A 13,350-nucleotide genomic window follows, 5' to 3' on the forward strand; every position below is an offset into this window, starting at 1 on the left:
CGGATTCGCTGCGTGCGTCAGGGGACGAGCGTGGCCGGGGCCAGATCATGGCCGACACCCTCGTAGAACGCGTCACCGGGCAGGCAACAGCTGACCGGGTTCCGGTTGAGGTGCAGCTGGTCATTACCGATCGGACCCTGCTCACCGGAATCCTGCACCCGGAACCCATAACCGCCTCGGGCGGGTCACCCGAAACGCCCGGAGCGCCCGGAGTACCCGGAACGCCGGGAGTACCGGGAGTGCCAGGAGCGCCCGGAGCGCCCGGAGTGTCGGGAGTGCTCGTAGCGCCGGGCATGTCGGGAGCAACGGGGACACCGGGAGCACCTGGAATACCCGGAGCAACAGGAGCATCGGGAGCTATGGGCTCGTCCCTAGCGACGACAGCACACAGGGACACCCCCGCGTACTTCCCCGGTTACGGCATCGTTCCCGGCGTCTGGGGGCGGGAGCTGGTCCGCTCCGCGCTGGATACCGGTAAATGCCGGGAGGCATCGTCGGACACGGAAAGCTCTAGACGGGACGCTCCAGTACGGCCCGGACCGGAACCGGAACCGGAACCGTCGGTGGGACCAGAACCGGCCCCCGACCCAACCGTGGAGCCAGCGCAGGAGCATGCGTCTTTGGTGAGTCTGCGCCGCCTGTACCTGGACCCGCTGTCCGGGGAACTGACCGCGATGGAATCCAAGGCCCGCGCGTTCCCCGCCGGGCTGGCACGGCTGATCCGCACACGGGACCAAACCTGCCGCACACCGTGGTGCGACGCACCGATCCGGCACATCGACCACATCCAGCCACATGCAGAAGGCGGGCCCACCAGCTACACCAACGGTCAGGGACTCTGCGAAGCCTGCAATCAGGCCAAGGAAGCACCTGGCTGGAGCGCAGCAACCATAAGAGCTCCAGGTTCTTCGGCCCGGATTGACGCAGCAGAGATTGCGGCCGCACCCCGGTCCGCACCACACGGACCGGCAACCCGGCACACCGTCCGAACAACGACGCCCACCGGGCACACCCACATCTCGACGGCACCATCCCTGCCGGGCAACCCGTGAGCTGGACGCGGTCCCCGGCCGATGTAATCCCCGCCAACGGACTACATCGGCCGTCAAGCCAGCCTCAGTCGCCGAAACGCAGCAGAACCTTGCTGCTGACCGATGCATCCCTCGCAACCTCGAACGCTTCCAGCGCATCCTCCACGGCAAATTCGTGGGTGATCACGGGATCCGCCTGCAGGGTTCCGTCAGCAAGAGCCGCGATCACCTCGTCGATCTCGTCGTTGAACCGGAAGGACCCAACCAGCTCGAGTTCCCGTGTAATCGCCAGGGAGATCAGCGCAGGCTGTTCGCCCGAGGGCAACAGACCCACCATGACCACGCGTCCGCCACGCGTCGCACCCTGAACGGCAGACATCAGGCCCCGGTAGCTTCCCGACGACTCAAAGCAGATGTCGGCATCCACTGCAGCGATACCGTCGGCATCAGTCGCCAGGAGGCTGCGCGTGGCACCCACGGCCCGCGCAGTCTGAAGCGGGAACTCGTGCATGTCCGTCGTGATGATTTCGCCGGCGCCCTTCGCCCGGAGCACCGCGGTGATGAGCGCACCAATCGGACCCGAACCGGTCACCAGCACCCGCTTGCCCCGCACGTCACCGGCACGCGAAACCGCATGCCAGGCCACGGCGGCAGGCTCAATCAATGCGGCACGGCGCATCGGAAGCGTCTCCGGCAGCACCCGCAGCATCCTGGTCGGAAGGTTCACGAAGCGCGCAAAGGCACCCTCGGTATGAGGGAACCGGGCTGCGCTGCCCAGATAGGTGCAACCGGGAGAAAGGTTCGGCCGGTCCTCGGGATACCGGGACCCGTCACCGGGACCGGGGGTCGCCGGATGAACCGCCACAGCGGCACCCTCAGCAGGCCCGGATCCGTCAGCTGCAGCACGGACAACCCGCCCCACAACCTCATGGCCCAGCAGCATCGGAGCCTTCAGAATCGACTCACCGGCAGCGCCGTGCTGCCAGTAGTGCAGGTCGGACCCGCACACTCCGCCGTACGCGATCTCCACAACAGCCTCATCGGCGGCCGGGGCATCCATCTCAACGGGTTCAACCCGCAGGTCACCGGCTCCGTGCGCTACTACTCCAAGAATCTCCATGGTCCTGCCTTTCACACCACTGTGGTCATGCCGCCGTCAATGAAGACGATCTGACCGTTGACGAAGTTCGACGCATCCGATGCCAGCCAGATCGCCGGACCGACGATGTCCTCCACGCTCCCCCACCGCCGGGCCGGAGTGCGGCCCAGGATCCAGGAGTTGAAGGCCTCGTCATCGACCAGGTTCTGGGTCATCTCGGTGTGGATGTATCCCGGAGCGATCGCGTTGATCTGCAATCCCTCTGCCGCCCATTCGGCGGTCATGGCACGCGTCAGGTTCCGGATTCCGCCCTTGGATGCCGTGTACGGAGCGATGGTAGGCCGTGCCAGATCCGCCTGCACCGAGGCGATGTTGATGATCTTGCCCCGTCCACGCGGAATCATGTGCCGGGCAGCTTCACGCCCCACCAGGAAGGCGCTGGTCAGGTTGGTACGCATCACGCGTTCCCAGTCCTCGACGTCGAGCTCCAGCATCGGCACGCGGTGCTGCACACCGGCGTTGTTGACCAGGATCTCAAGCGGGCCGATCTCCCGCTCAACCCAGGCCACGCCGTCGGCCGCTGCAGCAGCGTCGGTGACATCGAACCGACGTGCGAAGATGCGGTCCTCCCCGAACTCCGCGGCCAGCGCAGCCCGCGCTCCTTCCAGCCGGTCAGCGTCCAGCCCGTTCAGGACGACGACGGCGCCGGCACCGGCGAGCCCGCGGGCAATCGCGTTGCCGATGCCCCGGCTGGACCCGGTGACCAGGGCAATCCGCCCGGAAATATCAAACATGTTGGCAGTCAAAACAACAGCTCCTCTCAGGCACCCGGGAAAAATCCGGGTACCAAAACGGCCGGGAGCAATACTGCTCCCGGCCGGATGGATGTACTAGAACCCCGAGGCGACCAGGTAGATCGCCAGGGCCAGGATGAAGCCGACGACGCCGATCAGCGCCTGGCCAACGGTCCAGGTCTTCAGCGTGGTCTTGGTGTCCATCTGGAAGAACCGGCTGACCAGCCAGAAGCCTGAGTCGTTGACGTGGCCGGCGAAGACGGAACCGGCAGCGAGTGCCAGCACGATCGCCACGGTCTGTACCGCGTTGAAGTCGGGGTTGTCCAGGACCACGGGCTGCACCAGGGCAGCCGCCGTGGTCAGGGCAACGGTGGCCGAACCCTGCGCCACACGGACGATCGCAGCGATCACGAAGCCGGCCACGATGACCGGCAGGCCGACAGCGTCCAGCGAATCAGCGATCGCGTTGCCGATGCCGCTGGCGCGCAGGACGCCGCCGAACATTCCACCGGCACCGGTGATGAGGATGATGGAGCAGACAGGGCCGAGTGCGGAGTCAACCACGGTCTCGATCAGGGTGCCCTTCTTGCCCTGGCGGCGCCCGAGCAGCCACATGGCCAGGAAGACGGTGATCAGCAGGGCGACCGGGGTTTCACCGAGCATGCGCAGGATCTGCACCCAGGTGTCGTCAAGGGAAACGAGGTCGGCGGCGGCAGCCATGTTCAGGCCGGTGTTGAGGAAGATCAGCACGAACGGGAGCAGCAGCAGTGTGATGATGGTGCCCAGGCTGGGCGAGGAGCGGAACTCGGACTCGACCGAACCCTTGGGCGCATCCAGGATGGACGGCACGGGGATGTTGAACTTGCGGCCCAGGAAGTGGCCGAACAGGTAACCGGCGAGGTACCAGGTGGGAATTGCAACGATCAGGCCGAAGATCAGGACCAGTCCGACGTCGGCGCCCAGCAGGCCGGTAGCGGCCACGGGACCGGGATGCGGCGGCACGAAGATGTGCATCGCGGAGAAAGCCGCAGCAGCCGGGAAGGCGTAGGTCAGCAGCGAGCCGCCCATGCGGCGGGCAACGGTAAAGATGATCGGCAGCATGACCACAAGGCCGGCGTCGAAGAAGATCGGGAAACCGAACAGCAGCGAGGCCACCGAAAGGGCCAGCGAAGCACGCTTCTGGCCGAACTTGTTGATCAGGGCATTGGTCAGCACTTCGGCGCCGCCGGAAACCTCCAGCATGCGGCCCAGCATGGCGCCGAGGCCCACCAATAGCGCCACGGTTCCGAGGGTGGAACTGAAGCCGCTGAGCATGGTGGGGACAATGTCCCCGGCCTGCACGCCCGTCGCGACGGCGGTCAGCAGGCTGACCAGGATCAGCGCCAGGAAGGCGTGGATACGGAATTTCATGATCATCACGAGCAGCAGGGCAATTGCTGCGACGGCGATCAGCAGGAGGCCGGGAGTACCCAGCGTCCAGTTGAGCTCAAGATCGGTCATCGTTGTCCTATCAGGATGGGATTCAGTGCCGGGATCAGGATCCGGCAGGGGTGAACGCAGCTGCAGCGGCGGCGGCGATTTCATCTAGGCTCAGCGTGATGCTCAGCCGGATTCCGGCCTCATCCTCGCCGAGGGGTTCAAGGGTGGCAAACTGCGAGTCCAGCAGGGTCGGCGGCATGTACTCGTGGTCGCGCCGGCTGAGCCTTTCGGCAATCAGCTCGCGGGAGCCTTCCAGGTGGATGAATTGTGTGTCCGGCGCGTAGGAGCGGATCAGGTCACGGTACTGGCGCTTCAGCGCCGAGCATGCCACCACGGTGGCGGTTCCGTTCTCCAGCCCGGAGGCCAATTCACGGCCGATGGCGCGCAGCCACGGCTCGCGGTCCTCATCCGTCAGGGGGTGCCCGGAGGCCATCTTCGCCTTGTTGCTGGCCGGGTGCAGATCATCCCCGTCCAGGAACGGCAAGCCCAGGCGAGCAGCCACGGCCTGTCCGGCGGTGGACTTGCCGCAGCCCTGTACTCCCATCACCACAAGCGGGGGATATTGCTCGTTCGCCAACGACATGGCAAAACTCCTCAGACGCGCCATTACATCTGATTTGGTTGTGGCTAGGCCAGTAATAAATCAGATTTATCAGGACCAAGATAGCACCAACCGCGACGGCGGCAAACACACGACGGCAGCACGCGCCCGGCAGTACGGTTCGCCCAGGACTCAAACCTGAACGGCGGATACCCCCGTAGGTATTTGGATTTATACCCCTGGGGGTATTACCGTGGGACTATCCCGACCCCCAAAGGAGTACCCATGCTTATCGAACGCATCTACGACGAGGACCTGGCACAGGCCAGCTACTTCATCGGCTGCCAGCGCCTGGGCGAGGCGATCGTCGTCGACGCCCGCCGCGACGTCGCCCCTTACCTTGAGCTCGCCGCTGCGAACGGCATGAGAATCACCGCGGTGACCGAGACCCACATCCACGCCGACTACCTCTCCGGTACACGTGAACTGGCCGCCGCCACGGGCGCGCAGATCTATGTCTCCGGCGAAGGCGGAGCGGACTGGCAGTACGGTTTCGAGGGCACCCGGATGTACGACGGCGATGCCATCACCATCGGCAACCTCACCATCAAGGCCCTCCACACCCCGGGCCACACCCCCGAGCACCTGTCCTACCTGGTCACGGACGGTGCGTTCACCGACCAGGCCGGCTACCTGCTCTCCGGAGACTTTGTCTTCGCCGGCGACCTCGGCCGCCCCGACCTGCTCGATGAAGCAGCCGGCGGCGTCGACACCCGCTTCGAAGGCGCCAAGCAGATGTTCGCCAGCCTGCGGGACAAGTTCCTCACCCTCCCCGACTACGTTCAGGTGCACCCCGGCCACGGCGCAGGCAGCGCCTGCGGCAAGGCGCTGGGCGCCATCCCCTCCTCCACCGTGGGCTACGAGCGCCTCTACGCCTGGTGGGGGCCCTACCTCGCCGCCAACGATGAGCAGGGCTTCATCAACGAACTCCTCGACGGACAGCCCGAAGCACACGCCTACTTCGCCCGGATGAAGAAGCAGAACAAGCAGGGCCCGGCCATACTGGGCACCCGCGAGCCGCTGGCCGAGCTCCCGGCCGCCGACGTCGTATCCCGGCTCGAGACCCGCGAGGCCACCTTCGTGGACACCCGCAGCGTCCCCGAGCTGCACAAGGGAACCGTCCCCGGTGCCCTGCACATCCCGGCCGGCGGCAAGACCGCCAGCTTCGGCGCCTGGGCCGTGGACCCCGAGTCCGAGCGCACCCGCCCGCTGATCCTGCTCACCGCAGGCCAGGACCAGGCCCACGCCGTGCGGGATTCCCTGGCACGCGTTGGCATTGACGACGTCGCCGGCTTCGTCACCAGCCTGGAAGGACTCCCCCAGGCCGCGCCGGCAACCATCACCGCCGCGGGCCTGGATTCCTTCGACGCAGCAATGGTGCTGGACGTCCGCGCCCGCACCGAGCACGCCGCCGGCAATATCCCCGGCTCGCACCAGCTGCACGGTGGACGCGCGCTGTGGAACCTGGACGAACTGCCGGCCGAAGGCACGATCGTGGCCTACTGCGCCAGCGGCATGCGCAGCTCGATCGTCGGCAACGCCCTGCGCAACGCCGGGTACGACGTCGTTGAGCTCGAAGGCGCCTACCCCGCCTGGGCTGCCGCGCACGCGTCGTAGCACCAGCGAAAGAACCCCGGTCCGCATCTCGCGGGCCGGGGTTTTTCGCTGTCCACTTCGGCTACAGTCCGATGATCTCCTGCACCAGGACAAACGCGCCCATGGCCAGCACGAACCAGCCGAAGGCCTTCCGCAGGGCGGCCTCGGGAATCCGGCCAACCAGTTTGGCTCCGATGAGTGAGCCGACAATCGCCATGGCCGTCACGGCCAGGGTCATGCTCCAGTCGATCTGCACGGTGGTCAGGTATCCGGCCAGTCCGGCGAAGGACTTCATGGCAATGACCACCAGCGAGGTACCCACCGCGATCGCCATCGGCATGCCGCCGAGCAGGGCCAGGGCGGGAACCACCAGGAACCCGCCGCCGGCGCCAACGAGGCCGGTGACCAGGCCAACCACTGCACCGTCAGCGAGGATGCGAAGGATCGGCAGGTCGGAGTAGGCCTTGTCCGGGTCGGCCTTGCGGCGGCCCCGGAGCATGGCGATCGAGGTCGCGATCATCATGAACGAGAACGCGACCATCAGCACCACGGACGGGATGCGGCTGCCCAGCAGGCCTCCCACGAACGCTCCGGCCATGCCTGCGGCACCGAAGATCAGTCCGGTCCGCCAGCGCACCCGGCCGTTGCGGGCATGGCCGATCACGCTGACCGCGGAGGTCACGCCCACCACGAACAGGGAGGACGCGATGGCTTCCTTGGCGCCGAACCCGGCGACGTAGACCAGGATCGGCACCGTCAGAATGGAGCCGCCGCCGCCCAGCAGGCCAAGCGACAGCCCGATCAGCAGGGACAAGCCAAGAACCAGCACCAGCGTGGAGGTCATGACGCCGCCGGTCCGCCCTGCTTGGGGAGCGACTGGATGGCGGACTCACGGGTTGGCTCGGAAGCAGTGCGGTTCCACGGCATCTTGGCCAGCGCCGCGCCCATGGCGCAGGAGTTGGTGGCAGCGGAGTAGGTCAGGCCAGCGCCGATGCCGCCGGCGAGCATCCGCAGCTTCGGGGAAACAAAGCGTCCGCCGGCCAGGCCCAGGACGACGGCGGAACCGGCCACCATACGGACCTGGCGTTCCAGGTCCCAGCGCTTCTGGCCGCGGACCACATCGCCGCCGGCTGCTGCGAAGGCAGGGACTCCGCCGGTGAGCACGTGGGCCGAACCGATGCCGGCACCGCCGAGGCGGGTGCGGGCCTGCTCGGCGCGGGTGCCGGACTGGCAGACGAGCACAACGCGCTTGCCCAGGCGCTCGGCCAGTTCGTCGGTGTGCTCGGAGAGCAGTGGAAGCGGCACGTTGTAGGAGCCGCGGATGTGCATGGCTTCGAACTCGGCGGCGAAACGGACGTCGATGACGATCAGGTCGTCCGGGTCCTTCATCCAGGTGCGGAGGGTCTGCGCATCAACGGAGGTTACGGCCGCGGGGGTGTTCGCAGTCATGGGGATCCTTTCGAAGGAAGTGGGGGAACCTCCACAATCCCATATACCCATGGGGGTATGCAAAACACCCCCGGGGGTATCTAACGCCGCCCCTATCCCTCGCCGCCGCTATCTGGGAATGTTGCTCCATGGAGACGGTGCTGCTCGGATTGGCAGTGGGACTGGCCGTCGGCGCCGTCGTGGGACTGGTCGGTGCCGGCGGCGCCATCATTGCCGTCCCTGCACTGGTTTATGTGGTGGGGCTGGAACCGGAGGAGGCCGTACCCACCTCCTTGATCGTCGTCGGGCTGGCATCGCTGGCCGGCGCAGTGCCGCGGCTTCAGCGGGACGTGAGCTGGCCGCTGGTGCTGATGATCGCCGTGCCGGGCATCCCGGCCTCCTGGGCCGGGGCTGCAGTGGGAGAACTGCTGGACCCTGACTGGCTGATGCTGTGCTTTGCCCTGATCATGATCGTCGCCGGGGTACGGATGCTGGCCAGCGCCCGGAACACCGCTTCCGCAATGCGGTCCGCGGAGCACGGCGGCTGGGGCGGACTGGCGCTGCGCGGCATTCCCGTGGGACTGGTGGTCGGGTTCCTCACGGGGATGCTCGGGGTAGGAGGCGGCTTCCTGATCATTCCGGCCCTGACCCTGCTCCTGGGCGTGCCGATGACCCGCGCCATCGGCACCTCGCTGGTAATCATCGCCGTCAATTCGGCGTCGGGATTCGCAGCGCACCTGGATGGCCTGACCATCGACTGGGCTTTGGCCCTGAGCTTCGCCGCCATGGCGATGGCCGCCTCACTCGCGGCGGCACGGCTGGCGCACCGGCTCAACCAAGCGGTCGTCAGCCGTATTTTCGCGGCGGTCATTTTCACTGTCGCCGCAGGCGTCCTGGTGCAAACCATCCCCAGGTTGCTGCCCACACAAGCTGCCGAGGCGCCGGAAGAACCACCTGCAGCCAGCGCCAGCCTGGCCGCGAGCAGGCTGAGTTTCGGCGAACGGAGCCTGAACGTGCTGGTGGAGAACCTGACCGAGGAGGACCTGGTGATCAGCGCCGCCCAGCTGGAAAGCGCCGCCTACTCCGAACCCGCGCCGTGGACTCCCGCCGACGGCGATGCCACCACCCTGCGTCCCGGCGGCAGGGTGGCGCTTCCCGTGGAACTGCCGGAGGCGGCATGCGGGAATCACGGCCCCGGTTTTGAGTCCTCCGTGCGCCTGGAACTTGGTGCGGCGGGGGAACTCATTATTCCAGCAACAGACCCCTACCGGACGGTGGCTCAGGCACACGGGCAGGACTGTCTGCAGCAGGAGGTCGACGCCGTCGCCTCCTTTGCCCTGGCACCGGAACTGGAGGTTGCAGCGGACGGCCGCACCGCCGTCGTCCGCATTCTGGTGACTCCCAGCGGCGGCTCCGGCATGGTCAATGTGCGGATAGGCCCGACGACGCTGCTCAGCGAGGCACCGGGCGACCCCTGGCCGCGTGAAATCGAAGTGGACGCTGACGATGAGCCATCCGTGCTGAAGCTGGCCGCAGTTCCGGCTCGCTGCGACTCGCATGCGCTGGCCGAAGACAAGGCTGGAACGCGGTTTCCGCTGGAGGTGGGGATCGCCGCCACGCGCAACGGGCAGCTGCGGCTTGAACCGCCGGCAGAATTCACGGCTGCGGTGTACGGTTTTGTTCGCTCGGCCTGTGCCGGCGGAGGGTGATCCCGGGGTTTTCCGGCGGTGATCTAAGCGTTGCACGCAGATCACGCCTTTGTGATCTGCGTTACAGGTGATGCTACCCGTTTAGGGAACCAAAAGGCCAAACGGCAACGCCTCCCCCGCTGCGACCTGCAGGGACGCTCCCGCGTGGGGAGTGTCGGGGGTGCGTGAGACGATAAAACCATGCCTGCAACCATGCCCCTGATCGATGTCACCGACATCATCCGAGTGGTCGGCGGCTCCGCATTCCAGCGGGGGCAGGGCTATGCCAAGGGCGGGGCGGTCGACTCCCTGGACTGGGACGCTGCAGGCGGCGTCCTGCGCGCCCGCGTGCACGGCCATTCCAGCACCCCGTACAACACGATGCTGGTCCTGGAAGCCAAGCGGCAGGGCGACTACCGCTTGGTGGACAACCACTGCAGCTGCCCGGTTGGCTACGACTGCAAGCATGTTGCCGCCGTGGCACTGCACAGCAACACAGAACATCTCATCGGCCGGCAGGAACTGCGCAGCGCGTCCGCGAAACCGGCCGTGCCCGCCTGGCAGGCATCGCTCCAGGGCCTGCTGGAGGGCTCGGCAGGCAGCGAACCCGCCAAGGTCACGCCGCTCGGCCTGCAGTTTGAGCTGCGCCGGCGCGACGGCGGCTCCTCCGGAGTGTGGGGGCCACCCGCCTCCCGCCGAAGTGTCCGCGCACCTGCCTGGCGGCTCGGCGTCCGCCCCGTGGTCCGCAACGCCCGCGGCGCCTGGGTCAAGAATAACCTCGCCTGGACCAACCTTGCCTACCAGACCTACGGCTTGAAACTGGACCCCGAACAACACCGCTGGTTCTCCCAGTTCCCCGCCCTGCACCGGTCCAACGGCGTCAGCTATTTTGGCCAGAACGACTCCTGGCTCTACCTGGACGACTTCGCCAACCCCCTGCTGTGGCAGCTGCTGTCCGAAGCACGGCGGCTGGGCGTTGAATTCGTCGGGACCAAAAAGGACATCAGCGTCCAGGTGGGCTCCGAGGCCGTCCTGGCCCTGGACGTGCGCTCAGCCCAGACCGAGGCTGCGGCCCCGCTGCAGCTGCTGCCCAGCCTGGAAATCGACGGGCACCCCTACCCCCTGGATTCCGCCGGCATTATTGGCAGCCACGGGCTGTATGTGCAGGCGGCCAGCGGCCTGATCCTGCTGGCTCCCAGCCCGCGGACACTCACCGAACAGGACCGTACGCTCCTGGCAGGAAACGCGCCCGTGACCATCCCGGAATCGGACACCGCACTCTTCCTGGAGAAGTTCTATCCCAAGCTCCGGCAGGTCATTCCGGTGACCAGCAGCGACGAGTCGGTCCAGTTCCCCGAGGTTGAGCCGCCCGTCCTGGTGCTCACCGCGGGGTTCCAGCCGGAAGACGAGCTGGCACTGGAATGGGAGTTCGAATACCGGCAGGGCACTTCTTCCACCCGTATGCCGCTGGACAGCAGGCCCTCCCCCGCGGACCCTGCGGCACGGGACATCGGAGCCGAGACGGAACTGCTGGAATCGGCCCGGCAGGTGCTTGGCCGGGCGCCGCACAACACCGTGCTGCACGAGATTGAGACCGCAGAGTTCAGTGAATACACCCTGCCGAAACTGCAGAAGGCAGACGGCATCCGCGTGGATATCCTCGGTGAGCGTCCGGATTACCGCGAGCTCACCTCCGCCCCGCAGCTGAAGATCACCACCGTGGAAACCGAACGCCGGGACTGGTTCGACCTCGCGGTGATGATCACCGTGGAAGGCCGGCAGGTGGCTTTTGCCGACGTCTTCAAGGCCATTGCCAAAGGCAAGACCAAGATCAAGCTGGTGGACAACACCTACCTCTCCCTGGACCGGCCCGAATTTGAGCGGCTGCATGCGCTCATCGAGGAAGCCCAGGCACTGCAGGAGTGGGACACCGGCCAGCTGGGGATCAGCCGGTACCAGGCCGGGCTCTGGGCAGAGCTGGAAGAACTGGCTGAGGAGACCGAACAGGCAGCAGCCTGGCGCAGCGCGGTCAGCGGCCTGCTGGAACTCGAATCCGTGGAAACCGTCCCGCTGCCGGCCGGGCTGCAGGCTGATCTGCGCCCCTACCAGGTGCAGGGCTACAACTGGCTGGCTTTCCTCTGGGAGCACGGGCTTGGCGGCGTCCTGGCTGACGACATGGGCCTGGGCAAGACCCTGCAGACCCTCGCCCTGATCGCCCGTGCCCGCGAACAGCAGGCTGCCGGCAGCGCGGCGGGCCGCCCGTTCCTGGTGGTGGCCCCGACGTCGGTGGTCCCCAACTGGATTTCTGAAGCCGCCCGTTTCACGCCGGACCTGCGGACAGTCTCCATTCCGGACACCAGCAGCAAATCCCGGCGCAAGCTGGGCGATCTGATCGCCGGAGCGGACATCGTGGTGACGTCCTATGCCGTGTTCCGCCTGGATTTCGCGGCCTACCGGGTCCAGGACTGGGACGGGCTGATCCTGGATGAGGCACAGTTCGTGAAGAACCGAACCACGCGCGCCAACCAGTGCGCCCGGGACCTCCCGGCACCATTCAAGCTGGCCATCACCGGCACTCCCATGGAAAACAACCTGATGGAGCTCTGGTCCATGTTCGCGATTGTGGCTCCGGGGCTCTTCCCCTCCGCCCGGAGGTTTGCCGAGGAGTACCAGCGGCGGATCGAAAAGTCCCAGGACATGGCCCAGCTGGGCAAGCTGCGCCGCCGCATTAAGCCCCTCATGCTGCGCCGCACCAAGGAGGCCGTGGCCTCGGACCTGCCTGCCAAGCAGGAGCAGGTTCTGGAAGTGGACCTCACCCCCAAGCACCGCAAGATCTACGAGACCCATCTGCAGCGCGAACGGCAGAAGCTGATGGGCCTGATCGAGGACATGGACCGGAACCGGATGATCGTTTTCCGGTCGCTGACCCTGCTGCGCATGCTGAGCCTGGACGCGTCCCTGGTGGATCCGGAGAACACCGGGGTGCCGTCGGCGAAACTCGACGCTTTGCTGGAGCAGCTTGAGGACGTGACGGCCGAGGGGCACCGCGCCCTGGTCTTCAGCCAGTTCACGTCCTTCCTGAAACTTGCAGCGCAGCGGCTGGATGACGCCGGCATCGCCTACACCTATCTGGACGGTTCCACCCGCAACCGTTCGGACGTCATTTCCGCGTTCAAGGACGGCCAGGCACCGGTCTTCCTGATTAGCCTGAAGGCCGGCGGGTTCGGCCTGAACCTGACCGAGGCAGACTACGTTTTCCTGCTGGACCCCTGGTGGAATCCGGCTACGGAAGCCCAGGCCGTGGACCGCACCCACCGGATCGGACAGAAACGTTCCGTGATGGTCTACCGGATGGTGGCCCGGGGCACGATCGAGGAAAAGGTCATGGCACTCAAGGAGCAGAAAGCTGCCCTGTTTTCCTCGGTGATGGACGACGACGCCGTATTCAGTTCCGCACTCACCGCAGAGGACATCCGCGAACTGCTGCAGTAGGGTCCGGGATCTGCCGCCGGCGCCACAGCTTCCGGTGAATTCGTGCACAGCTTGCGGCCCGGAATCCGCCCCGATCCGCGCGTTTGCAGGCTTTCCCGCCCATACCCCAAAATTCTACATACCGTAGAAGTCGCTAACTTGG

General features: G+C 66.4%; 10 protein-coding genes. 4 read left to right on the forward strand and 6 right to left on the reverse strand.

The window, feature by feature from the left end; all coding sequences use genetic code 11:
* On the forward strand, window positions 1–1,052 hold a 1,052-nt coding region (locus ABFX29_RS15725; protein WP_346038504.1), incomplete at its 5' end, for an HNH endonuclease.
* 64 nt (window positions 1,053–1,116) lie between these two features.
* On the opposite strand, the gene ABFX29_RS15730 is transcribed toward ABFX29_RS15725, so the two are convergent.
* The 4 genes from ABFX29_RS15730 to ABFX29_RS15745 form a co-directional block, all read right to left on the reverse strand.
* Window positions 1,117–2,151 carry an L-idonate 5-dehydrogenase gene (locus ABFX29_RS15730; RefSeq protein WP_152229577.1) on the reverse strand — a complete coding sequence of 345 codons (1,035 nt, stop codon included), beginning with the start codon at window positions 2,149–2,151 and terminating at the stop codon, window positions 1,117–1,119.
* 11 nt (window positions 2,152–2,162) lie between these two features.
* Window positions 2,163–2,924, reverse strand: coding sequence for an SDR family oxidoreductase (locus tag ABFX29_RS15735; RefSeq protein ID WP_152229596.1), 762 nt, complete (start codon window positions 2,922–2,924; stop codon window positions 2,163–2,165).
* A 96-nt stretch (window positions 2,925–3,020) separates the two neighbouring features.
* On the reverse strand, window positions 3,021–4,424 hold the full coding sequence (locus ABFX29_RS15740) for a GntP family permease (RefSeq protein ID WP_152229576.1): 1,404 nt from the start codon (window positions 4,422–4,424) through the stop codon (window positions 3,021–3,023).
* Window positions 4,425–4,458: 34 nt separating this feature from the next.
* The gene (locus tag ABFX29_RS15745; protein WP_246167765.1) at window positions 4,459–4,986 is read right to left on the reverse strand and encodes a gluconokinase; all 528 of its coding nucleotides are present in this window, start codon (window positions 4,984–4,986) and stop codon (window positions 4,459–4,461) included.
* A gap of 243 nt (window positions 4,987–5,229) precedes the next feature.
* Here ABFX29_RS15745 and ABFX29_RS15750 point away from each other — a divergent pair, with 243 nt between their 5' ends.
* On the forward strand, window positions 5,230–6,621 hold the full coding sequence (locus tag ABFX29_RS15750) for an MBL fold metallo-hydrolase (protein WP_152229575.1): 1,392 nt from the start codon (window positions 5,230–5,232) through the stop codon (window positions 6,619–6,621).
* 61 nt (window positions 6,622–6,682) lie between these two features.
* On the opposite strand, the gene ABFX29_RS15755 is transcribed toward ABFX29_RS15750, so the two are convergent.
* Both ABFX29_RS15755 and ABFX29_RS15760 read right to left on the reverse strand, forming a co-directional pair.
* Window positions 6,683–7,444 (reverse strand): sulfite exporter TauE/SafE family protein, encoded by a 762-nt coding sequence (locus ABFX29_RS15755; RefSeq protein WP_152229574.1) that lies wholly within the window; start codon window positions 7,442–7,444, stop codon window positions 6,683–6,685.
* Complete coding sequence (locus ABFX29_RS15760; RefSeq protein ID WP_152229573.1) at window positions 7,441–8,049, reverse strand: rhodanese-like domain-containing protein; 609 nt, start codon at window positions 8,047–8,049, stop codon at window positions 7,441–7,443. The genes ABFX29_RS15755 and ABFX29_RS15760 overlap by 4 nt, the downstream gene beginning before the upstream one ends.
* Before the next feature lie 128 nt (window positions 8,050–8,177).
* On the opposite strand from ABFX29_RS15760, the gene ABFX29_RS15765 reads away from it, so the two are divergent.
* Window positions 8,178–9,737 (forward strand): sulfite exporter TauE/SafE family protein, encoded by a 1,560-nt coding sequence (locus ABFX29_RS15765; RefSeq protein WP_152229572.1) that lies wholly within the window; start codon window positions 8,178–8,180, stop codon window positions 9,735–9,737.
* Between the two features lie 180 nt (window positions 9,738–9,917).
* A complete protein-coding gene (locus tag ABFX29_RS15770; protein ID WP_152229571.1) occupies window positions 9,918–13,208 on the forward strand; it encodes a DEAD/DEAH box helicase in 3,291 nt (1,096 codons plus the stop codon).
* Window positions 13,209–13,350 lie beyond the last annotated feature (142 nt).

The sequence above is a fragment of the Arthrobacter gandavensis genome (assembly GCF_039528575.1).
Lineage (GTDB): Bacteria > Actinomycetota > Actinomycetes > Actinomycetales > Micrococcaceae > Arthrobacter_B > Arthrobacter_B citreus_B.